18 protein-coding genes are annotated in these 23,707 nt (G+C 65.4%); 7 read left to right on the top strand and 11 right to left on the bottom strand.

Annotated features, from left to right (window positions below):
• Positions 1-58 precede the first annotated feature (58 nt).
• Positions 59-934: an N-formylglutamate amidohydrolase gene (locus tag AGI3411_RS27700; RefSeq protein ID WP_129530525.1), complete on the top strand. Its 876-nt coding sequence runs from the start codon at positions 59-61 to the stop codon at positions 932-934.
• Between the two features lie 348 nt (positions 935-1,282).
• Here the strand turns inward: AGI3411_RS27700 and glcF are convergent, their stop codons facing one another.
• From glcF to tldD, 6 genes are all read right to left on the bottom strand, one after another.
• Positions 1,283-2,515, bottom strand: a complete 1,233-nt coding sequence (gene glcF / locus AGI3411_RS27695; protein ID WP_129530524.1) for a glycolate oxidase subunit GlcF — start codon at positions 2,513-2,515, stop codon at positions 1,283-1,285.
• 6 nt (positions 2,516-2,521) lie between these two features.
• Complete coding sequence (gene glcE, locus AGI3411_RS27690; protein WP_129530523.1) at positions 2,522-3,628, bottom strand: glycolate oxidase subunit GlcE; 1,107 nt, start codon at positions 3,626-3,628, stop codon at positions 2,522-2,524.
• 12 nt (positions 3,629-3,640) lie between these two features.
• Complete coding sequence (locus tag AGI3411_RS27685) at positions 3,641-5,140, bottom strand: FAD-linked oxidase C-terminal domain-containing protein (protein WP_129530522.1); 1,500 nt, start codon at positions 5,138-5,140, stop codon at positions 3,641-3,643.
• 366 nt (positions 5,141-5,506) lie between these two features.
• Positions 5,507-6,922 carry an FAD-binding oxidoreductase gene (locus AGI3411_RS27680; RefSeq protein ID WP_129530521.1) on the bottom strand — a complete coding sequence of 472 codons (1,416 nt, stop codon included), beginning with the start codon at positions 6,920-6,922 and terminating at the stop codon, positions 5,507-5,509.
• Positions 6,923-7,027: 105 nt separating this feature from the next.
• Positions 7,028-8,101: a 3-deoxy-7-phosphoheptulonate synthase AroG gene (gene aroG, locus AGI3411_RS27675; RefSeq protein WP_129530520.1), complete on the bottom strand. Its 1,074-nt coding sequence runs from the start codon at positions 8,099-8,101 to the stop codon at positions 7,028-7,030.
• Between the two features lie 355 nt (positions 8,102-8,456).
• Complete coding sequence (gene tldD, locus AGI3411_RS27670; protein ID WP_129530519.1) at positions 8,457-9,917, bottom strand: metalloprotease TldD; 1,461 nt, start codon at positions 9,915-9,917, stop codon at positions 8,457-8,459.
• Between the two features lie 796 nt (positions 9,918-10,713).
• On the opposite strand from tldD, the gene AGI3411_RS27665 reads away from it, so the two are divergent.
• On the top strand, positions 10,714-11,097 hold the full coding sequence (locus AGI3411_RS27665; RefSeq protein ID WP_129530518.1) for an H-NS histone family protein: 384 nt from the start codon (positions 10,714-10,716) through the stop codon (positions 11,095-11,097).
• Between the two features lie 90 nt (positions 11,098-11,187).
• Here AGI3411_RS27665 and AGI3411_RS27660 read toward each other — a convergent pair whose 3' ends face one another.
• Entirely contained in the window at positions 11,188-11,820 is a 633-nt protein-coding gene (locus AGI3411_RS27660; RefSeq protein WP_129530517.1) for a DUF4136 domain-containing protein, read from the bottom strand.
• A 149-nt stretch (positions 11,821-11,969) separates the two neighbouring features.
• On the opposite strand from AGI3411_RS27660, the gene pepN reads away from it, so the two are divergent.
• The gene (gene pepN / locus AGI3411_RS27655) at positions 11,970-14,675 is read left to right on the top strand and encodes an aminopeptidase N (protein WP_129530516.1); all 2,706 of its coding nucleotides are present in this window, start codon (positions 11,970-11,972) and stop codon (positions 14,673-14,675) included.
• A 10-nt stretch (positions 14,676-14,685) separates the two neighbouring features.
• The gene (locus AGI3411_RS27650) at positions 14,686-15,702 is read left to right on the top strand and encodes a class 1 fructose-bisphosphatase (RefSeq protein WP_129530515.1); all 1,017 of its coding nucleotides are present in this window, start codon (positions 14,686-14,688) and stop codon (positions 15,700-15,702) included.
• Positions 15,703-15,777: 75 nt separating this feature from the next.
• Here AGI3411_RS27650 and AGI3411_RS27645 read toward each other — a convergent pair whose 3' ends face one another.
• From AGI3411_RS27645 to alaC, 4 genes are all read right to left on the bottom strand, one after another.
• A complete protein-coding gene (locus tag AGI3411_RS27645; protein ID WP_129530514.1) occupies positions 15,778-15,999 on the bottom strand; it encodes a YgdI/YgdR family lipoprotein in 222 nt (73 codons plus the stop codon).
• A 225-nt stretch (positions 16,000-16,224) separates the two neighbouring features.
• Complete coding sequence (gene thrC, locus AGI3411_RS27640) at positions 16,225-17,634, bottom strand: threonine synthase (RefSeq protein WP_129530513.1); 1,410 nt, start codon at positions 17,632-17,634, stop codon at positions 16,225-16,227.
• 144 nt (positions 17,635-17,778) lie between these two features.
• Positions 17,779-19,083: a homoserine dehydrogenase gene (locus tag AGI3411_RS27635; protein WP_129530556.1), complete on the bottom strand. Its 1,305-nt coding sequence runs from the start codon at positions 19,081-19,083 to the stop codon at positions 17,779-17,781.
• 174 nt (positions 19,084-19,257) lie between these two features.
• The gene (gene alaC, locus AGI3411_RS27630) at positions 19,258-20,445 is read right to left on the bottom strand and encodes an alanine transaminase (RefSeq protein ID WP_008164319.1); all 1,188 of its coding nucleotides are present in this window, start codon (positions 20,443-20,445) and stop codon (positions 19,258-19,260) included.
• A gap of 322 nt (positions 20,446-20,767) precedes the next feature.
• Here alaC and AGI3411_RS27625 point away from each other — a divergent pair, with 322 nt between their 5' ends.
• Genes AGI3411_RS27625 through AGI3411_RS27615 form a run of 3 tightly spaced genes read left to right on the top strand, consistent with a single transcriptional unit; the run spans position 20,768 to position 23,454 of the window.
• Positions 20,768-21,229: an Mth938-like domain-containing protein gene (locus AGI3411_RS27625; protein ID WP_129530512.1), complete on the top strand. Its 462-nt coding sequence runs from the start codon at positions 20,768-20,770 to the stop codon at positions 21,227-21,229.
• Positions 21,226-21,690, top strand: coding sequence for a peroxiredoxin (locus AGI3411_RS27620; protein ID WP_129530511.1), 465 nt, complete (start codon positions 21,226-21,228; stop codon positions 21,688-21,690). The genes AGI3411_RS27625 and AGI3411_RS27620 overlap by 4 nt, the downstream gene beginning before the upstream one ends.
• Before the next feature lie 60 nt (positions 21,691-21,750).
• On the top strand, positions 21,751-23,454 hold the full coding sequence (locus tag AGI3411_RS27615) for a PhoH family protein (protein ID WP_129530510.1): 1,704 nt from the start codon (positions 21,751-21,753) through the stop codon (positions 23,452-23,454).
• Positions 23,455-23,707 lie beyond the last annotated feature (253 nt).

Raw genomic sequence — 23,707 nt, 5'->3', positions numbered from 1 at the left:
GGTCCCCGCCGCCTTCAGGGGCGCGGGGGCCTCCGATTCACGAACGCACTCCCCCCATATGCGAATTACCCAACCCCTGTCTTACCGGCTCGACCTTCCGCAGCAATATCCGGATTCGGAATCCTCGGCCCCGCTCGTGCTGGACTCCCCGCACAGCGGCACCGCCTACCCTCCCGATTTCGCGGCCGCGGTGGACTTTGGCGCATTGCGCACAGCCGAGGACACCTGGGTTGACGACCTCTGGAGCGACGCCCTCGAGATGGGCGTGCCCATGATCGCCGCCGCCTTCCCGCGCGCCTACATCGACGCCAACCGCGCGCCCGACGAGATCGACGAACTGCTGCTGGATGAACCCTGGCCCGACGCGCTCAACGCCTCGCCCAAGGTCAAGCTGGGCAAGGGCCTGATCTGGCGCATGCTCGATGACGGCACGCCGCTGTACGACCGCAAGCTGACGGTCGAGGAAGTCCGCCACCGCATCAACGCCTGCTGGAAGCCCTATCACGCCGCCCTCGGCCGCGTGCTGGACGACGCCCACCGGAAGTTCGGCAAGGTCTGGCACATCAACTGCCACTCCATGCCCAGCGTCGCTGGCGCCTTCGCCACCGACCGCCCCGGCCTGGTCCACCCCGATTTCGTGCTGGGCGACCGCGACGGCAGCACCAGCGACCCGGCCTTCCGCGAATTCATCGCCGCCTGGCTGCGCGAACGCGGCTATGACGTCACCGTGAACGATCCCTATAAGGGCGTGGAACTGGTGCGCGCCTTCGGCCGCCCCCAGGAAGGCCGCCACAGTCTGCAGATCGAGATCAACCGCAAGCTCTATATGGACGAGGTCACGCTGCGCCCGTCCGAGAACTACGGCCGCCTGAAAGCCGATCTGCGCGACCTCACCGCCGCGCTCATCGCCTGGACTCGCGCGCAAACGGCTTGACGCCGGACGTTTGCGCGCAGTGCCGGCCAGCGGCGTGGTAAGCCTGGCCGGAATAGTGGGTTGAAAAGCCCCTGCCCCATGGTTCGCCATGGGGCTTTTTTTTGCGCCGGCCGCGCGCAGGGGCGGTGGAATGGAGCTGTTGCCTGTGGAGGTGTCTGACACCCGGGGACGCCAACTCGAACTTGGCGGCCTGCCAGTAAGGGTGTCAGACACCTGAAACATAGGGGTGTCAGACACCTGGGATTTGCTGGTTTCAGACACCTTGAACTTGCCAGTGTCTGACACCCTTACGAGACGCCCGCCCAGACGGAAGCCGGCGCCCCACGGGTGTCTGACACCACCGCGACATCACCCCGCCGCAGATCTCAGGCGCTCGTCCACGACCTCGATCCAATGCCGCACCGGCGTATCGGTGCCGCTTTGCAAGTGGCCGATGCAGCCGATGTTGGCGGACAGGATCACGTCCGGCCCGCCAGCGGAAATGGCGCTCAGCTTGCGGTCCCGCAACTGCAAGGCAATCTCGGGATTCAGCACGGAATAGGCGCCCGCCGAACCGCAGCACAGGTGCTTGTCGGCGAACGGCTGCAATTCGAAGCCCAGCTCGGCAAGCAATTGCTCCGACAGCGGCCGCAGGCCCTGCCAGTGCTGCAAGGTGCACGGTGGATGAAACGCCGCCCGGGTGCCCGCGGGCAAGCGCTCGCGCAACTGCGCGGCATGCGGCGCGACGATCTCGGCCACGTCCTTCACCAACGCCACGATGTCCGCGGCCTTCTGCGCGTAGGCGGACTCGTGCCGCAGATGGTGGGCGTACTCTTTCACCATGGCGCCGCAACCGGATGCGTTCATGACAATGGCCTCGACCTTGCCGTCCTGCACGAGCGGCCACCAGGCATCGACATTGGCGCGCATCTGCGCCAGCGCGTCGTCCTGCGCATCCAGGTGAAAGCTGACGGCTCCGCAGCAGCCGGCCCCCGGCGCGATGCGCGCGCCGATACCGACGGCATCCAGCACGCGGATGGTGGCGGCGTCGATCGTCGGCATCATGGCGGGCTGCACGCAGCCCGCCAGCATCAGCACCTGCCGGGCATGCCCGGCCACTTGCGGCAGCGCGCCGGCGTCGCGGCGTTCAGGCACTTTGCGTTTCAGCGATTCAGGCAGCAGGCCGCGCACGGCCTGCCCCAACCGCATCGCGGGCGCGAACAGCGGCGACATCATGGCCTTGCGCAGCAGGGTGCGCTTCGTCCGGTCGCCCCAGGAACGCGACACGCGCTCGTCCACGATCTTGCGGCCGATGTCCACCAGGTGCCCGTACTCGACGCCCGAGGGGCACGTGGTTTCGCAATTGCGGCAGGTCAGGCAGCGGTCCAGATGCTGCTGAGTGGACTGCGTGGGCTCGGCGCCCTCCAGCACCTGCTTGATGAGGTAGATGCGTCCGCGCGGGCTGTCCAGTTCATCGCCCAGCACCTGATAGGTCGGACAGGTGGCCGTGCAGAAGCCGCAGTGCACGCAACGCCTGAGGATGGCGTCGGCCTCGTTGCCCAGATCGGTATCGCGTGCCCAGGATGCCAGCTTGGTTTGCATGATGCTCTATAGCTCCAGGACCAGGCGACCGGGATTGAACAGGCCGGCCGGATCGAGCTCTTGTTTGAGCCGGCGCGTGATCGAAGCGATCCCCGGCGCCAGCGGATGGAATACGCCGTCGGCCGGCGGCTTGCCGTGGCCGGTCCGGAACAGCGTCGCGTGCCCGCCCAGCCGCGCCGCGGTTTCGCGCAGCGCGGCCGCGTCGTGCGAGCCCGACAGCCAGCGCTGCCCTCCTCCCCACTCCAGCAGGGTCGGGCCCAGCCCGAGCGCGGCGGCCGTGGGCGGCAAGGCCAGGCGCCACAATGGTCGGCCCGGCGTAAAAAAGGGATGGGTCTGCTCGCGCAGTGATCGCCACCAGCCTGCCGCCGCCTCGGGCGCCAGCGGATCGCCGCCGATCAATTGGCGGGCGCTGGCAACAGCCGGAGGCGCGCCGGACAGGCGCACCGTCATCGCGCCTTCGGCATCGCCGTCGCCGCCGGCCCAACTGGTGGCCGAAATCGGCAGGGGCTTGCCGCGCCACAGGGCGAAACTGGCCAGCGCCTGCGCCTGTGTGGCGGGCAGCACCAGCGTCAGCTCTTCCATCGGCCGGGGCACGACCTTCAAGGAGACGTCCAGAATCGCGCCGAAGATACCGTGCGATCCGGCCAGGAGGCGAGAGACGTCGTAGCCCGCCACGTTCTTCATGACCTCGCCGCCGAACGACAGGATGCGCCCCTCCGAATCCAGCAGCCGCGCGCCCAGCACAAAATCCTTCAGCGCGCCGGCGCTCATGCGGCGCGGCCCCGAAAGGCCCGCCGCGACGCAGCCGCCGACCGTGGCGGCCGGTGAGAAATGCGGCGGCTCGAATGCCAGCATCTGCCCGTTCTCGGCCAGCGCGGCTTCCAGTTCCGCCAAAGGGGTTCCAGCGCGCACCGTCACGACCAGCTCGGAAGGGTGGTAGCTGACGATGCCTCGATAGGGTGTCATGTCCAGCAGGCAATGTCCGTCCTGCGGCGTTACCGGGCGGTAATTGCCGTAGAACGCCTTGCTGCCGCCACCCATCACGAACAGGGGTTTGTGGCCGGCACGGGCCGTCATGACCTGGTCGCACAACTCCGACAGGACGAAATCCATAGGGGATGCGTCCTAGAAACGGGCGAGATCGGGGAAGCGCAACTCTCCAGCATGGACATGCATCTTGCCGTATTCGGCGCAGCGGGCCAGCGTGGGGATGACCTTTTCAGGATTGAGCAGGCACGGCGGGTCGAACGCCCGCTTTACCGCCAGGAACGCGTCGAGTTCTTCGCGAGAGAATTGCACGCACATTTGATTTATCTTCTCCATTCCCACACCGTGCTCTCCGGTCACGGTCCCTCCTACCTGCACGCACAGTTCAAGAATGGCCGCGCCGAATTTCTCGGCACGCTCCACTTCGTCCGGCTTGTTCGAATCGAACAGGATCAACGGATGCAGATTGCCGTCGCCCGCGTGGAATACGTTGGCGCAGCGCAGTCCGAATTCGTCTTCCATCTGCTCGATGGCGCCCAGCACGCGCGCCAGATGGCGGCGCGGAATCGTGCCGTCCATGCAATAGTAATCGGGCGACACCCGGCCCGCGGCCGGAAACGCATTCTTGCGGCCAGCCCAGAACTTCAGGCGCTCGGCCTCGGAAGCCGAGACCTGGCAGCGCGTGGCGCCCGCCGCGCGGAACACGGCCTCCATGCGCGCGATCTCGTGCTCCACCTCTTCGGGCGTGCCATCCGATTCGCACAGCAGGATCGCCTGCGCGTCCATGTCGTAGCCCGCGCGCACAAAGGGTTCGACCATATGCGTCGCGCGCCGGTCCATCATTTCCAGGCCGGCGGGGATCATGCCCTGGGCGATGACTTGCGTGACCGCGTTGCCGGCGGCCTCCACGCTGGAAAAACTGGCCATGACGACCTGCGCGCAGGCCGGCTTGGGTATCAGCTTGACCGTGACTTCCGTGACCACGCCCAGCATGCCCTCCGACCCGATGAAAACGGACAGCAGATCCAGGCCAGGCGCATCCGGCGCTTCCGAGCCGAGCTCGACCACGTCGCCATCGATGGTCACCACGCGCACGCGCAGCACGTTGTGCACCGTCAACCCGTACTTCAGGCAGTGCACCCCGCCGGAATTCTCCGCGACGTTGCCGCCGATCGAACAGGCGATCTGGCTGGAGGGATCGGGCGCGTAGTACAGGCCGTAAGGCGCGGCGGCTTCCGAGATGGCCAGGTTGCGCACGCCGGGCTGGACGATGGCCGTCGCGCTCGCCAGATCGATGTGCTTGATGCGGTTGAATTTCGACAGGCCGAGCAGCACGCCCCGGCTGTGCGGCATGGCGCCGCCCGATAGGCCGGTGCCCGCGCCGCGCGCCACGATGGGCGCGTTCAACCGCTTGCAGATGCGCATGACGGCCTGCACCTGCTCCTCGGTTTCGGGCAAGGCAACGACCGCCGGCAGCGCGCGGTAAAGGGAAAGGCCGTCGCACTCGTAAGGGCGGGTATCTTCCTCGCGGAACAGTATGCAGTGCGCGGGCAAAGCCGCCGACAGGGCCTCGATGAGCTGCTGCAAAGAATAAGGCGCCTGCACTTGTGCCAGGCCGGTTTCGACCAATGAATTCATGAGCGCAACAATAGCGCGAGAGGCCGCTATAAGCAGGCCGGGATTTACCCGCATCCGGGGGGGTGGCGCCTGCAGATACGTAACCAGTAGTTAGTTGATGCCCCCACGCTGCGCCCCTTTCCGGGGCTTGCTGCCCCCCAAGGGGGCTGGCCCGCCTTGGGGCGGCCCGGCGGCGGGCCGGCCCCCACGCTGCGCCCCTTTCCGGGGCTTGCTGCCCCCCAAGGGGGCTGGCTGTATGGACCGGGGACATAGGTAACAGGCGTACGGGGACATGGGTGACACTTTTCCGGGGCAGAAGCCCGCGCCCGGCGCAAAAAAAAAGCCGACGGCGGTGCGTCGGCTTCGATTGCTGGCGGCGAGGCCGCCTCAGGCCTGCCAGGAAACGATCTTGCCCGGGTTCAGGATGTTGTTCGGATCGAACGCGTGCTTCAGGCTGCGCATCAGTTCCAGGGCGTCCTCGCCATGTTCCTCGGCCATGAACTGCATCTTGTGCAGGCCCACGCCGTGCTCGCCGGTGCAGGTGCCGTCGGCGGCGATCGCGCGGCGCACCAGGTTGTGGTTGATGGTTTCGGACTCCTGCCATTCCTCGGCACTGTCGGCGTCGAGCAGCATCAGCACATGGAAATTGCCGTCCCCGACGTGGCCCACGATCGTATACGGGAAGCTGGCTCGGTCCAGTTCCTCGACGGTGTCGCGCACGCAATCCGCCAGGCGCGAGATCGGCACGCATACGTCGGTGGTGCTGGCGCGGCATCCGGGACGCAGTTGCAGGCCGGCGAAATAGGCGTTGTGGCGGGCAGTCCAGAGGCGGCTGCGGTCTTCGGGACGTTCGGCCCATTCGAAGTCCATGCCGCCATGGTCCGCGGTGATCGCCTGGACGGTCTCGGCCTGTTCCTGCACGCCCGCCGGGCTGCCGTGGAATTCGAACACCAGCAGCGGGGTTTCGCGCAGGCTCAGCTTGCTGTGCAGGTTCACCGAGCGCACGCTGGCCGCGTCCATGAATTCGACGCGGGCGACCGGCACGCCCATCTGGATGATTTCGATAACGCTCTGCACGGCGGCGTCGAGCGTGGGGAAGTTGCAGACCGCGGCCGACACGGCCTCGGGCTGCGGATACAGACGCACCGTGACTTCGGTGATGATGCCCAGCGTGCCTTCGCTGCCCACGAAGATGCGCGTCAGGTCGTAGCCGGCCGACGACTTGCGCGCGCGCCCCGCCGTGCGGACGATGCGCCCGTCCGCCGTCACCACGGTCAGCGACATGACGTTTTCGCGCATGGTGCCGTAGCGCACGGCGTTGGTGCCGGAAGCGCGCGTGGCGGCCATGCCGCCCAGGCTGGCGTCGGCGCCGGGATCGATCGGGAAGAACAGGCCGGTGTCGCGGATCTCTTCGTTGAGCTGCTTGCGCAGCACGCCCGCCTGCACGGTGGCGGTAAGGTCTTCGGCGTTCACCGCCAGCACCTTGTTCATCTGCGACAGATCGAGGCTGATGCCGCCCTGGATCGCCAGGATGTGGCCTTCCAGCGACGAACCCGCGCCGTAGGGAATCAGCGGAACGCGGTACTCGTTGCACAGCTTGGCGACCTCGGCGACTTCCTCGGTCGTGTGCGCGAAGACCACGGCGTCCGGCAGCATGGCCGGATACGGGGATTCGTCGCGGCCGTGGTGTTCGCGCACGGCGGACGACTCGGACAAGCGGTCGCCGAAGCGCGCGCGCAAGGCATCCAGACAGGCAGCCGGGACCGGTCGGCGCAACGTTTCAGCGTGCAAGGAAGCGTTCATGATCAGCGTGTTCTCGGGTTCGGTAATTCGATTATTCTACGCCGCCGCGCATGCTGCGCCGCAAACCGCCACGCGCAGGCGATCCGCGGCGCGCCCCCGCCCGTTTTACTTGCCGGAAGTCAGCGCAACCCGGCGGCGCTCGCGCACCGCATGGGCCAGGCGCTCGAGCACGGCAACGGAGGCATCCCAGTCGATGCAGCCGTCGGTAATGCTCTGGCCGTAGACCAGCGGCGTGCCCGGCACCATGTCCTGGCGGCCGCCCAGCAGGTGGCTTTCCACCATCACGCCCACCAGCCGGGCATCGCCCGATTCCATCTGGCGCGCCACGTCTTCGACGACCTGCGGCTGATTCTCGGGCTTCTTGCTGCTGTTGGCGTGGCTGGCGTCGATCATGATGCGTTGGGCCAGACCGGATTTGGCCATGTCCTGGCAGGCCGCCTCGACGCTCTCCGCATCGTAGTTGGGAGCCTTGCCGCCGCGCAAGATGACGTGGCAGTCTTCGTTGCCGGCCGTCGACACAATGGCGGAATGCCCGCCCTTGGTGACCGACAGGAAATGATGCGGCTGCGACGCCGCCTTGATGGCGTCCACGGCGATCTTCACATTGCCGTCCGTACCGTTCTTGAACCCCACCGGACACGACAACCCGGAAGCCAACTCGCGATGCACCTGGCTTTCCGTCGTCCGAGCCCCGATCGCCCCCCAGGAGACCAGATCCGCGATGTACTGCGGGGTAATCATGTCCAGGAATTCGCACCCCGCGGGCAGCCCCAGGCTATTGATGTCCAGCAGCAGTTCCCGGGCGACGCGCACGCCCTTGTTGATGTCGAAGCTGCCGTCGAGATCGGGATCGTTGATCAGGCCTTTCCATCCCACCGTCGTGCGCGGCTTCTCGAAATACACCCGCATCACGATTTCCAGGTCGGCGCTCAGGCGGTCGCGCACGGGCTTCAGACGCTTCGCGTATTCGATGGCCGCGCGCGTGTCGTGGATCGAGCAGGGGCCGATCACGACAATCATCCGGTCATCCATGCCATGCAGGATGCGGTGCATCGCCTGGCGGGCGGCGAACACGGTGTCGGACGCCTCCTTGGTGCAGGCGAACTCGCGCATGACGTGCGCGGGCGGGTTCAGTTCTTTGATTTCTCGAATACGAAGGTCATCGGTATTGTGCGACACGGTACTGCTCCTGGGTTGCCCGCCACGGGGATGGTTCCCGAGGGATTCCTCAACCGGCGGCGCAAAAAAAGCCGCCAGTTCGCTGGCGGCTTTTTTGGGGGGATTCTTTCCAAACTTCAGATTGAGCGCGTCCCTTCCTCCGCCAGCGGCTTCAGAAAACCATAAAAATAAAAATAAAAAGCGGGGGACGCGAATTTCATGGGGAATGACTCTAGCACAGATTTTTGCAGGCGTCAGATTTTTTTCGAGACGCGGCATGGGGGGCAACGCCTCGCCGCCGGGCCGCCCCAAGGCGAGGCAGCCCCCCCTCGGGGGGGCAGCTAGCCCGCGCAGCGGGCGCGGCGTGGGGGGCAACCTAAGCCGTACCGCCGACCGTCAGGCCTTCCATGCGGACCGTCGGCATACCCACGCCCACGGGAACGCTCTGGCCGTCCTTGCCGCAGGTGCCCACGCCGGAATCCAACTGCAGATCGTTGCCGATCATGGTGACCCGGTTCATGGCGTCGGGGCCGTTGCCGATCAGGGTAGCGCCCTTGACCGGGTACGTTACCTTGCCGTTTTCGATCATATAGGCCTCGGACGCCGAGAAAACGAACTTGCCGTTCGTGATGTCGACCTGGCCGCCGCCGAAATTCACGGCGTACAGCCCGCGCTTCACGGACGACACGATCTCCTCGGCCGGCTTGTCGCCCGCCAGCATGTAGGTATTGGTCATGCGCGGCATCGGCAGGTGGGCGAACGATTCGCGGCGCCCGTTGCCGGTGGCGGCGGTCTTCATGAGCCGCGCGTTCAGCGTGTCCTGCATGTAGCCGCGCAAGATGCCGTCTTCGATCAGGACGTTGCGCTGCGTGGCGTTGCCTTCGTCGTCGATGTTGAGCGAACCGCGGCGGTCCGGGATCGTGCCGTCGTCCACCACCGTGACCCCCTTGGAGGCCACCCGTTCGCCGACGCGGCCCGAAAACACGCTGGACCCCTTGCGGTTGAAGTCGCCTTCCAGCCCGTGGCCGACGGCCTCGTGCAGCAGGATGCCCGGCCAGCCCGAGCCCAGCACCACGGTCATCTCGCCCGCCGGCGCGGGGCGCGCTTCCAGGTTGACCATGGCTTCGTGGACGGCTCGCTCGACATAGCCCTGCAGCATCTCGTCCGTGAAGTACGCCAGGCCGAGGCGCCCACCGCCTCCGGCATGGCCCATTTCGCGGCGGCCGTTGCGCTCGGCGATGACGGTCAGGGACAGGCGCACCAGCGGACGCACGTCCGCGGCCAGACGGCCATCGCTGCCGGCCACCAAGACGACGTCGTATTCGGCGCCCAGTCCCGCCATGACCTGGATCACGTGTGGATCGCGCGCGCGCGCCATGCGCTCCACGCGTTCCAGCAGGGCGACTTTCTCGGGCGCGCTCAGCGTGGCCACCGGATCGATATCGGCATACAGGCTGCGGCCGATCTCGGCTTCGACCTGCGCCGCCACCTTCACCTTGCCGGCGCCGCGCCGCGCGATGCCGCGCACGGCATGGGCGGACGACAGCAGCGCTTCCGGCGACAGCGAATCCGAATAGGCAAAAGCCGTTTTCTCGCCGCTCACGGCGCGCACGCCAACGCCCTGGCCGATCGAGAAGCTGCCCGTCTTGACGATGCCCTCTTCCAGGCTCCAGCCCTCACTGCGCGTGTATTGGAAATACAGGTCGGCATAGTCGACCTTATGGGTGAAGATCTCACCCAGCGCGCGCGCCATGTCCGCCTCCGTCAGCCCCCAGGGGTCGAGCAGCAGCGATTTGGCGGTGGCGAGAGAAGCAATGGCGGGATCGATGATTTTCATGGGACTCTATTCAGGGGCGGCGGCGCGGAGGCGCCCGCCTGCAATGGCGCTCAAGACCATATCGTAACGCCGACACAGGCCCGGCGTCCCGGCCCTGCCCGAAAAAGCCGGGCTGGCCTCGACGGGCCGGAACACGGAAAAATGGGGGCGCTGATTATCTACGCAAGATCAGATGGGGCCGGAATATTACGTATCAAGTTAAGCAAACCTCGGGTGAACGAGTTTTATGAAACACTTTTCCTGAACTTGGCTGCGGCGATCCACAAGCCTTTCGATACTCGTCATACAACCTGACATGAAAATGAAACCCGGACAATTTGCAGCCGGGTTATGGTCGCCAAGGCATTCTCGCCGGATGGGAATGCCAAAATGCGCGGGCGCTCGCCAATACGGGCGGCCCTTCATGACAAGTCATCAGACTACCCGGCGGAACTCCGCCGCCCGCTTGCCGCCCAATCTCCGCAGCTCGCCGGCGGCATTGCGGTGAACCGCGGCGCGCCCGGCGCGCTCGCGCCACGAAGCAAAACCAGGCTTCCGGGAAAATATGGCGCGCGATTCGTCCGCCTCGTGAACCAACGCCGGATTTGTTTCAAGTTGTCCCAAATATGGGAATACCATTCCCAACCGTTGCTTCCGGCGCTGCCGGTAAAGCGGAAAAGGCAGCCGGCTCTTTTGATACAAAGTAATTAGTCCTAAAACCAGGAAGTCAAGGCGTAATTTCTGTATTATGCGAAGCACAACAAATACACATAACTTCGCCGGCGATTAAAAGCAGTTCCATAATCAGGAATAAACCATGGCCCGAGAAACCTACGCAGCACTGCAAGCAAAGATCGAAAAGGAAATCAACAAGCTCCAGAAGAAGGCTGAAGTCCTCCAAACGAAGCGCCGCAAGCCCGTGATCTCGTCGATCATCGCCTCGATGCGCGAGTACGACATCACGCCCGAGGAGATCATTGCAGCCTATGGCGCCGGCAAAACCGCCCGCGCCCCCGCCGGACGCCGCAAGGCCGGCCCTGCAGCCTCCCGCCCCGCCAACGCGGCCAAGCGCGCCGTGGCGCCCAAGTACCGCCACCCGCAAACCGGGGAAACCTGGAGCGGCCGCGGCAAGGCGCCCCGCTGGCTGGCTGCTGAAGAAGCCGCCGGCGCCACGCGCGACAGTTTTCTCATCAAAGAATAAAACCTATCCAGAAGTAAGAAATAAAATCGGCGCACCATGTTGGTGCGCCGATTTTATTTATGCGGCTAGCCGTAAAAGGCCGGCCGGAACTTATTGGACGGGAAACTGGATCTCGCGCTCCGCACCATTATTTCCCGGAAAATTATCAAATATTGCACGGACGAGATACGGCATGGTCCGCAGGAAATCGTCGCGTTCGCTCAGTATGAAAGCGGTGGAACGGTATACCTCCGCGCCGCCGCGCTGGGTATCGTGGATCTGCAGCGTCAGCGAATTGCGCTGCACGACCGTCGGCACGTCAACCCAGTCCGGCCCCCAGTAGCCGCCCCCCCAGGGGCCAGGGCCGTAAAAACCGCCATAGCCATACCCACCGTAGAAATACGGGTTATACGGACGCCGCACCATTACCTGCGTTTGCGTGGTTCCGTAACGGAACGAGACGTCGAAACGCCCCTTGGCGCCGGGTTTGGCCTCGACCAGGCCGGTCGGTCCGATGCCGGCCCGCACCATATCCTGATAGGACTGGTATTCGAGATTATTGTTTTGCGACGGATCGGCCGGCACGAACTGGTAGGTCTGCCCCTCCACGCCCGTAGGCCATTGTTGAAAGGACGTCACGCGCGCCGATACCGTGGGAGCCGCGCAGCCCGTCAATGCAAGCGCCCCCAGCACGGCGAGCAAACCGGCCCAGCGGCCCGCATTGAACATAGACGACCTCGACATTCTGCGACTCCTTCGCGCGCGACGGCGCCATCATACTGAGCTTTGACCGGCGCGGCCTTGAAAAGTTTACGGTAGCTCACAAGGTGGCGGGCGGCGCGGCGTGCCCAGCCACTACAATAGGTCCCTCGTTCATACAGGACTGCAATCCCATGCGCACAGACACGCCCGTAACCGTATATCGCAAGGATTACCAGCCCTACCCCTACGACATTCCCGAAGTCGCCCTTGCGTTCGACCTTGCCCCCGACGCAACCGAAGTGCGTTGCGTCATGCAGGTGCGGCGCAAGCCCGGAGCCAGCGCCGACGCCGCCCTGGTTCTCGATGGAGAAGACCTGGAACTCGTCTCGGTAGGGGTGGATGGCGCGGCATTGCCCGCCAACCGTTACCGCCTGTCCGGCCACCGTCTCGAACTCTTTGGCCTGCCCGCCAGCGCCACGGTGGAAATCGTCAGCCGCTGCAAGCCTTCCGCCAATTCCACGCTGATGGGCCTGTACGTATCGGGCGGCAATTTCTTCACGCAATGCGAGGCCGAGGGTTTCCGCCGCATTACCTGGTTCGCCGACCGCCCCGACGTCATGTCGCGCTACCACGTGACCCTGCGCGCCCTGCCGGACTACCCGGTGCTGCTGTCAAACGGCAACCTGGTCGCCTCGCGTCAGCTGCCCGACGGCCGCAACGAGGTCGAATGGGAAGACCCCTTCCCTAAGCCCTGCTATCTGTTCGCGCTGGTGGCCGGCAAGCTCACGCACCGCGAAACCACGGTAAAGACCGCCAGCGGCCGCGACGTGCTGCTGCAGGTCTATAGCGACCCGGGCTCCGAAACCAAGACCGAATGGGCCCTGGACTCGCTCGTGCGCGCGCTGCGCTGGGACGAAAGCCGCTTCGGCCTGGAGCTGGACCTGGACCGCTTCATGGTGGTGGCCGTCCATGACTTCAACATGGGCGCGATGGAAAACAAGGGCTTGAACATTTTCAATGCCGCCTACGTGCTCGCCGATGCCGACACGGCCACGGACGCCAACTACGAAGGCATCGAATCCGTCATCGGGCATGAGTACTTCCACAACTGGACCGGCAACCGCGTAACCTGCCGCGACTGGTTCCAGCTGAGCCTGAAGGAAGGCCTGACCGTCTTCCGCGACCAGGAATTCAGCGCCGACATGATGGCCAACGGCATGGATGCCGCCGAAGCCGCCAGCGCCCGCGCCGTCAAGCGCATCGACGACGTGGTGGCGCTGCGCGCCGCCCAGTTCCCGGAAGACGCCGGCCCGATGGCTCACCCCATCCGCCCGGAAAGCTACCAGGAGATCGGCAACTTCTACACGGCCACCGTGTACGAAAAAGGCGCCGAGGTCATCCGCATGCAACACACCCTGCTGGGCGAGGAAGGCTTCCGCGCCGGCATGGACGAATATTTCCGTCGCCACGACGGCCAGGCCGTAACCTGCGACGACTTCGTCGCGGCCATGGAATCCGTCTACGTGCGTCAGCACCCCGGCCGCGATCTGTCCGTGTTCCGACGCTGGTACCGCCAGGCCGGCACGCCGCGCGTGACCGTCAAACTGGACCACGACGCCGCCGCGCGCCGCTGCACCGTGACGCTCACCCAGGAATGCCCGCCGGTCGGCGTGGAAAAAAAGGCTGGCGCCGACTACGTCAAGGCGCCTTATCACATCCCGTTCGCCATCGGCCTGCTGGACCACCAGGGCCGCGCGCTGGCGCTGCACCATGAGGGCGAAGCCCGGGAAACCGCCCTGCTGGAACTGACCACGCAGAGCCAGCAATGGGTTTTCGAAGACATCGCCGAACGTCCCGTACCGTCGCTGCTGCGCGATTTCTCGGCGCCCGTCATCGTGGAATACGCCTGGACGGACGAGGAACTCGCTCTGCTTTCCGCGCACGACAGCAACCCGTTCGCGCGCTGGGAAGCCGGCCAGGAATTCGCCACCCGGCAGATCCTTGCCTTGGCCGAAGCGCACCAGGCCGGCGGGACGCTGCAGGCCGATGCCTCCTTCATCAACACCTGGCGCGCGCTGCTGACCGATCCCGCGATCGACGCCGCCTACCGCGCCCGCGCGCTGGCCCTGCCTTCGGAGAAGACGCTGGCCGAACGCATGCGTCAGGTCGACCCGCCCGCCCTGGCCGTGGCCCGCGACTTCCTGCGCGCCGAACTGGGCCGCCAACTGGCCGCCGAATTCCGCCAGGCCTACCAGGCCAACCAGACCCCGGGCGAATACAGCCCGGCCCCGGTCCCCGCCGGCAAGCGCGCCCTGAAGAACCTGGCGTTGGGCCACCTCATGGCTGCCGGCGAGGCCGGCGCCCAGGGCCTGGCCGAACAGCTCTACGGCCAGGCGGGCAACATGACCGACAGTATGGCCGCGCTGTCCGCCCTGATCAATTTCGGCCAGGGAGAATTTCCGCGGCAGGCACTGGCCGCGTTCTACGACAAATGGCGCGACAATCCGCTGGTGGTGGACAAATGGTTCGCCTTGCAGGCTAGCGCGCGCTCGACCACGGTGCAGGCCGCGCGCGAACTGATGCAGCATCCGGCATTCACGCTGCGCAACCCGAACCGCGCCCGCGCGCTGATTTTCCAGTTCTGCCTGAACAATGCCCGCGGCATGCATCACCCGGATGGTTCGGGCTATGCGTTCTGGGCCGAGCAGGTGCTGGCGCTGGACGCGCTCAACCCGGAAATCGCCGCCCGCCTGGCCCGTGCGCTGGACAATTGGGCGCGCTTCGTCCCCACCCTGCGCGCGCCGATGCAAGCTGCGCTGCAACGGGTGCAGGCGCATGAAGGGCTGTCGCGCAACGTGCAGGAAATCGTATCCAAGGCTTTAGAATTCGCAGCATAGGGAGATCCTTTTGAAACGTAAAACACTGACCCAATACCTGGTGGAGCAGCAACGCTCCGCCCAAGCCCTTGCGCCGGAAGTGCGACTGCTCATCGAGGTGGTCGCGCGCGCCTGCAAGGCCATCAGCCATGCGGTAAGCAAGGGCGCGCTCGGCGGCGTCCTGGGCAGCCTGGAAAGCGAGAACGTCCAGGGCGAAGTCCAGAAAAAGCTGGACGTACTGTCCAACGAGATCCTCCTCGAAGCCAACGAATGGGGCGGCCACCTGGCGGCCATGGCGTCCGAGGAAATGGAAACCATCCACCTGATCCCGAATCGCTATCCCAAGGGCGAATACCTGCTGCTGTTCGATCCCCTGGACGGCTCCTCGAACATCGACGTGAACGTCTCGATCGGCACTATCTTCTCGGTGCTGCACGCGCCCCACAACGTGTCGGGCGCTCCGGTGTGCGAACAGGATTTCCTGCAGCCCGGCGACAAGCAGGTCGTGGCCGGCTATGCCGTCTATGGCCCGCAGACCATGCTGGTGCTGACGATCGGCAGCGGCGTCGTAGGCTTCACGCTGGACCGCGAAATGGGCTCCTGGGTGCTGACGCACGAAGATATCCGCGTGCCCGAAGACACCAAGGAATTCGCCATCAACATGTCGAACATGCGCCACTGGGCCGCCCCGGTCAAGCGCTACATCGACGACTGCCTGGCCGGCACCACCGGCCCCCTGGGCAAGGACTACAACATGCGCTGGATCGCCTCGATGGTGGCCGACGTGCATCGCATCCTGACCCGCGGCGGCATCTTCATGTACCCCTGGGACGCCCGCGAACCCGGCAAGGCCGGCAAGCTGCGCCTGATGTACGAAGCCAACCCCATGAGCTTCCTGATCGAGCAGGCAGGCGGCGCGGCCATCAACGGCGTCCAGCGCATCCTGGACATCCAGCCCGAGAAGCTGCACCAGCGCGTGAGCGTGATCCTGGGCTCGAAGAACGAAGTCGAGCGCGTGGGCCGCTACCACGCCGAAGACGCCGCGTAGGACGCGGCGGCATAAAAGCAAAGCCCCGGCTCGCAACGAGCCGGGGCTTTTACATTCCGCGTGCCGGAAGAGCGCTTACTTGACCTGTTCGATCGACTTCACATCGTCCTTGTTGATCTGGACCTTCTTGCCGTCCTTGTCGTATTCGTACATGCCGGAATCCTTGTCGTACTTGGGCTCGTCGGGCGTCACGGTCGAGCTGCCGTCCCGCTGCTGAATGACCGAGGGGGACGAGCATCCGGCCAGCACTCCAAATCCTGTCACAGCCAGGACAAGCGTCATGGTCTTCAGGTTCATGGGCGTGTTCTCCAAGTGTGAATGTGGATTTACTGTATCTGACGCTGCAGCCCCATACGTGACGGGTTGTCGTCAAAATGCATGAGAACGTAATCCGTTCGTCCGCGCCCGGCACCGCGCAAACCGGCGCTTTTCGCCTTATGGCGGCCCGGCGGCAAAAACGAAAAACCCCTCGCAAGCCGGGCCTGCGAGGGGTTGCACACTTACACAAGCGGCAAGCGGCCTTTACACCTTGGCATGCGCCTCGATGAAGCGGCGCACTTCGGCCTGGTCGCAATCCATGACTTCCACGCGCTGCGGCAGGGACTCCAGATCGGCCAGGTTGCCCGGCGGCTTGGCCGGATGGCCCAGCGCCTCCTCGATCGTTTCCGAGAACTTCGCAGGCAAGGCGGTTTCAAGGACGAGCATCGGCACGCCGGGCTCGATGAAGTCGCGCGCGACCTTGACGCCGTCGGCCGTGTGCGGATCGATCAGCACGCCCGTGGCGTCGTAAACGGAACGGATCGTGGCCAGGCGGTCGCCGTGCGAGCTCGCGCCCGACACAAAGCCGTAACGGGACTCGAACTGCGGCAGCAGGTCCGAAAGGTCGAACGATCCGTCACGCGCCAGCGAGGTCCACAGCGCTTTCACGCGGCTGGCGTCGCGGCCCACGAGGTCGAACACGAAACGCTCGAAATTCGATGCGCGCGAGATGTCCATGGACGGACTGGAGGTGGCGTAGGTCTGTTCCGCGGGACGCGGGCGGTACACGCCGGTGCGGAAGAATTCTTCCAGCACGTTGTTCTCGTTCGTGGCCAGCACCAGGCGGCGGATGGGCAGGCCCATACTGCGGGCGATATGGCCCGACAGGATGTTGCCGAAGTTGCCCGAGGGCACAGCGAACGACACCTGCTGGCCCGGCTTGCTGGTGGCGCGCAGCCAGCCGTGGAAGTAATACACCACCTGAGCCGCAATGCGCGCCCAATTGATGGAGTTCACGGCGCCCAGGCGGTACTTGGTCTTGAACGCCAGGTCGCCCGCCAGCGCCTTGACGATGTCTTGCGCTTCATCGAACACGCCGCGCACGGCGATGTTGTGAATGTTCTCGTCCTGCAGCGAGTACATCTGCGCGCGCTGGAAGGCGCTCATGCGGCCGTGGGGAGAAAGCATGAACACCGCCACGCCGCGCTTGCCGCGCAGGGCATATTCCGCCGCCGAGCCCGTGTCGCCGGAGGTGGCGCCGACGATATTCAGCGTGGTGCCTCGCTTGCCCAGCACGTATTCGAACACCTGGCCCAGGAACTGCATGGCCATGTCTTTGAACGCCAGCGTCGGCCCCTCGGACAGGCCCAGCAACGACAGGCCGCCGTCCAGCGGACGCAGCGGGACGATGTCTTCGCTGTTGAACGTCTCTTGTGTGTAGGCGGCACGGGTCAGGCGGCGCAGGTCGTCCGCCGGAATGTCGGTGGCGAACAGCGACAGTACTTCAAACGCCAGGTCGGCGTACGGCAGGCCGCGCCACGACTCGAGCGTCTCGGCCGACACCTGCGGCAGTTGTTCCGGCATGGCCAGCCCGCCGTCCGGCGCCAGGCCTTCCAACAGGATGTCCGAGAATTCCAGCGCGGCCATGCCGCCGCGGGTAGAAATGTATTTCATGTCGAGACTTCCACTAAACCCCCTACGCGAACTACGGCAGCAGTTCGCCTCAAAGCGAGGCGCCGCGGATCCGGCTTTGCCGGTCCGCCTGCGCGCCCCCTTGAGGGAGAGGCGCCTCTGGCGCCCCGGGGGTGGGTTCACCCATTAGATCAGGTTTTCCACGCGCAGGCGCGTGACCTTGGAGCGCACGAACGGCAAGGCTTCGATGCGTTCGATGGCCTGGTTGACGTTGCCTTCCACCGCTTCGTGCGTCAGGAAGATGATATCCGCGCCGCCGATATGGGACGGCTGCTGGATCATCGACCCGATCGAGATGGAGCGGTCGGCCAGGATGCGGGCGATGTCGGCCAGCACGCCGGGCTGGTCGTCCACGCGCAGGCGCAGGTAGTACGACGTGCTGACCTGTTCGATCGACAGGATCGGCGTGTCCGACATGGCGTCCGGCTGGAAGGCCAGGTGCGGCACGCGGTTGCCCGGATCCGCGGTGTGCAGGCGGGTCACGTCGACCAGGTCGGCCACGACGGCCGAGGCCGTGGGCTCTTCGCCCGCGCCCTGGCCGTAGTACAGCGTCGGGCCGACGGCGTCGCCCTTGACCAGCACGGCGTTCATCGCGCCTTCGACATTGGCCAGCAGGCGTTCGGCCGGCACCAGCGCGGGATGCACGCGCAGTTCGATGCCATCGGCGCGCCGCTTGGTGATGCCCAGCAGCTTGATGCGGTAGCCCAGGCGCTCGGCGTGTTCGATGTCTTCGGCGGCCAGCTGCGAAATGCCTTCGATGTGGGCACGGTCGAACTGCACGGGCACGCCGAAGGCCAGCGAGGCCAGCAGCGTCAGCTTGTGAGCGGCGTCCACGCCTTCCACGTCGAACGTGGGATCGGCTTCGGCGTAGCCCAGGCGCTGTGCCTCGGCCAGCACGTCGGCGAACGGCAGGCCGCGCGACCGCATTTCGGACAGGATGAAGTTCGTGGTGCCATTGATGATGCCGGCCACCCACTGAATGCGGTTGGCCGTCAGGCCCTCCCGGATCGCCTTGATGATGGGGATGCCGCCGGCAACGGCGGCTTCGAACGTCACCATCACGCCGCGCTCGTGCGCCGCGGCGAAGATCTCGTTGCCGTGCTTGGCCAGCAGGGCCTTGTTCGCGGTGACCACGTGCTTGCCGTTGGCAATGGCTTCCAGCACCAGCTCGCGCGCCAGCGTGTCGCCGCCGATGAGTTCGACGACGATATCGATTTCCGGGTCGCGCACCAACGCGTGCACATCGGTGTCGACCAGGATCGCGTCGCCGACGCGCGCGCGCGCCTTGGCCACGTCGCGCACGGCGGCGCGGGTCACCTCGATACGGCGTCCGGCGCGGCGCGCGATTTCCTCGGCGTTGCGCGACAGCACGGTCCACGTGCCGCCGCCCACCACGCCAAGGCCCAGCAGGCCCACTTTCATGGGGTTCATCGCGGCGCCCTCTGCGGGCGGGCGTTGAGGGGAATTCATTTTCAGTTCTCCATAACTGCTGTGCGACACACTCGACGCAAGAAACGTTGCGCTGTCGCGATGCCGCGGATCCGGCTCCGCCGGTCCGCAGGCATGCCCCCTGGGGGGAAGCGCGCAGCGCTGCGGGGGGAGCCTCTACTTCAGCAACCCGTCCTTGCGGAACATATCTTTGATGCCGCGCACCGCTTGCCGGGTGCGTTGCTCGTTTTCGATAAGCGCGAAGCGCACGTATTCGTCGCCATACTCGCCGAAGCCGATCCCGGGGGACACGGCCACTTTCGCATCCGACAGGACGCGTTTGGCAAACTCCAAAGAGCCCATTGCCCGGTAGGGTTCGGGGATCTGCGCCCAGATGTACATGGACGCCTTGGGAATCTCCACATTCCAACCTGCTTCATGCAGGCCGCGCACGAGGACGTCGCGGCGGCTCTGGTACTGCGCCACGATCTCGTTCACGCAGTCCTGCGGGCCGTCCAGGGCGGCGATGGACGCCACCTGGATCGGCGTGAACGTGCCGTAATCGTGATAACTCTTGATGCGGGCCAGCGCGTTGACCAGCTCGCGGTTGCCGACCATGTAGCCGATGCGCCAGCCGGCCATGTTGTAGCTCTTGCTCATCGTGAAGAACTCGACGGCGACGTCGCGCGCGCCGGGCACCTGCATGATGGACGGGGCCACGTAGCCGTCGAAGGTGATGTCGGCGTAAGCCAGGTCATGCACGACGAGGATGTCGTGTTCCTTGGCCAGCGCCACCACGCGTTCGAAGAATGACAGGTCCACGCACTGGGCGGTCGGGTTGCTGGGAAAGCCCAGCACCATCATCTTGGGCTTCGGAATGGATTCGCGCACGGCGCGTTCCAGCTCTTCGAAGAAATCCACGCCCGGCGTCATGCGCACGGAACGGATGTTGGCGCCGGCGATGACCGCGCCGTAGATGTGGATCGGGTAGCTGGGGTTCGGCACCAGCACGGTGTCGCCGCGGTCCAGCGTGGCCAGCATCAAGTGGGCCAGGCCTTCCTTGGAGCCGATCGTGACGATGGCCTCGGAATCCGGGTCGAACTCGACGGCGTAGCGGCGCTGGTACCAGTCGCAGATCGCCTTGCGCAGGCGCGGGATGCCTTTGGACACCGAGTAGCCGTGCGTGGTCGGGCGCGTGGTGGCTTCCACCATCTTGTCGACGATGTGCTTCGGCGTCGCGCCGTCCGGATTGCCCATGGACATATCGATGATGTCTTCGCCCCGCCTGCGGGCCGCCATCTTGAGCTCGCCGGTAATGTTGAAAACGTACGGGGGCAAACGCTCGATGCGAGAGAACTTCCTCATGATGGGAATCCTTAGGGGCGGAAAAAAAGCAAAAAAACCAGGGCGCGGTCGCGCGAAGGGGAAAAGGGAGCCAAATGGCCGCGTCGCCGCAAGATTGCAGCGCAGCAAAACCCTGTAATCTAGCGCAAGGACGCCTAGGCGGCAAATGGCAACAAAATGGGGCCGTTTTCACCCCTGCCGCCTCAGGCAAAACACCTCCCCCCGCAGGCCCGCAAGCCCGCAGGAAGGGCGCGGCGCGGGGGCTTCGCCCGCCGCGTGAATACGGTGCAACATGGCGACATGTTGATGCGCTATTATCAGGCACATAAAGCTGGAGTTTTTATTGAAGCTGCATACCGATCCTGCGACGGCCGCCCTGAACACCGTCACCGCCTATGGTGATGGTTATATCGAGGTCAACCAGGTACGTTTTTCCTCATCGGTCGCGTTCGGCCCCGAGGGCGAAGTTACCCAATGGCCCGTCGAGTCGCCGGCCGACATCACCCCTACCCTCTTGCTCCAGGCGGCCGGTTTGTCCGAGCCCGTCCGCGATCCATTGGCGTTCCTGGACGAACCTGAAGCCGCCCCCGGGCGCCCCGCGAATGCACCGGAGGTGCTGCTGGTGGGAACCGGCGGCAGGCAGCAGTTCCTGCGCCCCGACGTGCTGCGCCCCCTGCTGGCGCTCGGCATCGGCGTCGAGATCATGGACACCCACGCCGCCTCGCGCACCTACAACATCCTGATGGCGGAGGGCCGGCGCGTCGTCGTGGCCCTCATCCCTCCCACCGGAGAATCCCAGCAATGACGCCGACCATAGGCAAGCCCGCCCCGCCGTTCACCGCTGAAAGCACCATAGGTCCGATCAGCCTCGAGCAATGCCAGGGCCGCGCCGTGATCCTGTATTTCTATCCCAAGGACAACACGCCTGGCTGCACCACCGAAAGCCAGGACTTCCGCGACCTGCACGCCGAATTCCTGGCAGCCAGCGCCGTGGTCATCGGTATCTCGCGCGATTCGCTGAAATCGCACGAGAATTTCAAGGCCAAGTACGAACTTCCTTTCCCTCTCATCTCCGACGCCGACGAAACCGTGTGCAGTCTGTTCGGCGTCATCAAGCAGAAGAACATGTACGGCAAGCAGGTGCGCGGCATCGAACGCAGCACCTTCTTGATCGATGCCTACGGCGTGTTGGTGCAGGAGTGGCGCGGGGTGAAGGTCCCGGGCCACGCGAAGGAAGTCCTGCAAGCCGCAAAGAGCATCGGCTAGCCGCAAGCTCAGGTAGACCCGTCAGGCGCTATAGCCGGCCCACACTGGAGAGTGACGCATATGCCGCTTCCGAAGTTGCCCACCCGCCCCGCAGCCATCCTGACCTTCCCCTCGGGCGAGCCCGCCCGGGCGCAGGCCCGCACGACCAAGACCGCCGCTGCGCGGTCGAACACCCAGGCCGCCCTGGCCGAAGACGACGAGGAAGTGCTGTCCGTCCAGCCTGAACTCGACGGACTGGCCGCTCCGGCCCGCAAGGCGCAGGCTCCCGTCCCGGCCCGCCAAGTGCCGCCGCCTCCCGCGGCGCCGGCCGTGCGCGCCGAACAGCGCCAGGCCAAGCCGGCGGCCGCTCCCGCCAAACGCGCCAAACCGCGCGCCCAGAACGCGCCGCGCAAGCTGTTCGTCCTGGACACGAACGTGCTGCTGCACGATCCCAGCTCGCTGTTCCGCTTCGAAGAGCACGACATCTTCCTGCCGATGATGACGCTCGAAGAGCTGGACCACCAGAAGAAAGGCATGTCGGAAGTGGCGCGCAACGCGCGCCAGGTCAGCCGTTCGCTGGACGCGCTGGTGCAGGACGCCACCCAGCTCGATGAAGGGCTGGAGCTGGCCAAGCTGGGCAACAAGGACGCCACCGGGCGCCTGATGTTCCAGACCACGGCCATCCACAGCACCCTGCCCTCCGACCTGCCCATGGGCAAGGCCGACAACCAGATCCTGGGCGTCGTCCGCGCCCTGCAGGAAAAGTACCCGCAGCGCGAGGTCGTGCTGGTGTCCAAGGACATCAACATGCGCCTGAAGGCGCGCGCGCTGGGCATGGCCGCCGAAGACTACTTCAACGACCACGCCCTCGAAGACTCGGACCTGATGTATTCGGGCGTCATGCAGCTGCCCGAGGACTTCTGGAACAAGCACGGCAAGGACGTCGAATCCTGGCAGCAGGGCGGCACCACCTTCTACCGCATCCACGGACCGCTGTGCTCGCAGTTCGTCGTCAACCAGTTCGTCTACTTCGAAGGCCAGATGCCCCTGTACGCGCAGGTGCGCGAGGTCAGCGGCAAGATGGCGGTGCTGGCGACGCTGCGCGACTACACGCACGGCAAGAACAACGTCTGGGGCATTACCGCGCGCAACCGCGAGCAGAACTTCGCCATGAACCTGCTGATGAACCCGGAATGCGACTTCGTGTCGCTGCTGGGCCAGGCGGGCACGGGCAAGACGCTGCTGGCGCTGGCCGCGGGCATCACCCAGGTGCTGGAAACCAAGCGCTATACCGAAATCATCATGACCCGCGTCACGGTGCCCGTCGGTGAAGACATCGGCTTCCTGCCCGGCACGGAAGAGGAAAAGATGCTCCCCTGGATGGGTGCGCTGGAAGACAACCTGGACGTGCTGAACATGGGCGAAGGGGAAGGCAACGGGGACTGGGGGCGCGCCGCCACCATGGACCTGATCCGCTCGCGCATCAAGGTCAAGTCCCTGAACTTCATGCGCGGCCGCACCTTCCTGAACAAGTACCTGATCATCGACGAGGCGCAGAACCTCACGCCCAAGCAGATGAAAACGCTGGTGACGCGCGCGGGTCCCGGCACCAAGGTGATCTGCCTGGGCAACGTCGCCCAGATCGATACGCCCTACCTCACCGAGGGCAGTTCCGGCCTGACGTTCGTGGTCGACCGCTTCAAGGGCTGGCCGCACTCCGGCCACGTCACGTTGCAGCGCGGCGAACGCTCCCGCCTGGCCGACTACGCGGGAGATGTATTGTGAGCCCCCACGCCGCGCCCACTACCGTGGGCTAGCTGCCCCCCGGGGGGGCGGTTTCCCCTTGGGGCGGCCCGGCGGGGAAACGGTGAGCCCCCACGCCGCGCCCACTACCGTGGGCTAGCTGCCCCCCGAAGGGGCGGTTTGTACGGACCGGGGACATAGGTAACAGGTGTACGGGAACATGGGTAACAGGTTGATCAGCTTACTTCATGGCCTTCAGATCCACTTGTCCGAGGCAGTGATGGCAGAAGAGGAT

Origin of the sequence: Achromobacter agilis (genome assembly GCF_900496965.1) — a bacterium.
Lineage (GTDB): Bacteria > Pseudomonadota > Gammaproteobacteria > Burkholderiales > Burkholderiaceae_B > Achromobacter > Achromobacter agilis.
Note: the sequence above shows the minus strand (reverse complement) of the source record. Positions and strands in the feature narration are given on the sequence as shown.

Bases quoted from the DNA above. Each gene is read 5' to 3' on its own strand.
- AGI3411_RS27620 (WP_129530511.1), top strand. From the start codon at position 21,226: ATGACGCCGACCATAGGCAAGCCCGCCCCGCCGTTCACCGCTGAAAGC.
- AGI3411_RS27635 (WP_129530556.1), bottom strand. From the start codon at position 19,083: ATGAACCCCATGAAAGTGGGCCTGCTGGGCCTTGGCGTGGTGGGCGGC.
- tldD (WP_129530519.1), bottom strand. From the start codon at position 9,917: ATGAAAATCATCGATCCCGCCATTGCTTCTCTCGCCACCGCCAAATCG.
- glcF (WP_129530524.1), bottom strand. From the start codon at position 2,515: ATGCAAACCAAGCTGGCATCCTGGGCACGCGATACCGATCTGGGCAAC.
- alaC (WP_008164319.1), bottom strand. From the start codon at position 20,445: ATGAGGAAGTTCTCTCGCATCGAGCGTTTGCCCCCGTACGTTTTCAAC.
- thrC (WP_129530513.1), bottom strand. From the start codon at position 17,634: ATGAAATACATTTCTACCCGCGGCGGCATGGCCGCGCTGGAATTCTCG.
- AGI3411_RS27665 (WP_129530518.1), top strand. From the start codon at position 10,714: ATGGCCCGAGAAACCTACGCAGCACTGCAAGCAAAGATCGAAAAGGAA.
- pepN (WP_129530516.1), top strand. From the start codon at position 11,970: ATGCGCACAGACACGCCCGTAACCGTATATCGCAAGGATTACCAGCCC.
- glcE (WP_129530523.1), bottom strand. From the start codon at position 3,628: ATGGATTTCGTCCTGTCGGAGTTGTGCGACCAGGTCATGACGGCCCGT.
- AGI3411_RS27615 (WP_129530510.1), top strand. From the start codon at position 21,751: ATGCCGCTTCCGAAGTTGCCCACCCGCCCCGCAGCCATCCTGACCTTC.
- AGI3411_RS27700 (WP_129530525.1), top strand. From the start codon at position 59: ATGCGAATTACCCAACCCCTGTCTTACCGGCTCGACCTTCCGCAGCAA.
- AGI3411_RS27660 (WP_129530517.1), bottom strand. From the start codon at position 11,820: ATGTCGAGGTCGTCTATGTTCAATGCGGGCCGCTGGGCCGGTTTGCTC.
- AGI3411_RS27645 (WP_129530514.1), bottom strand. From the start codon at position 15,999: ATGAACCTGAAGACCATGACGCTTGTCCTGGCTGTGACAGGATTTGGA.
- AGI3411_RS27680 (WP_129530521.1), bottom strand. From the start codon at position 6,922: ATGAACGCTTCCTTGCACGCTGAAACGTTGCGCCGACCGGTCCCGGCT.
- AGI3411_RS27685 (WP_129530522.1), bottom strand. From the start codon at position 5,140: ATGAATTCATTGGTCGAAACCGGCCTGGCACAAGTGCAGGCGCCTTAT.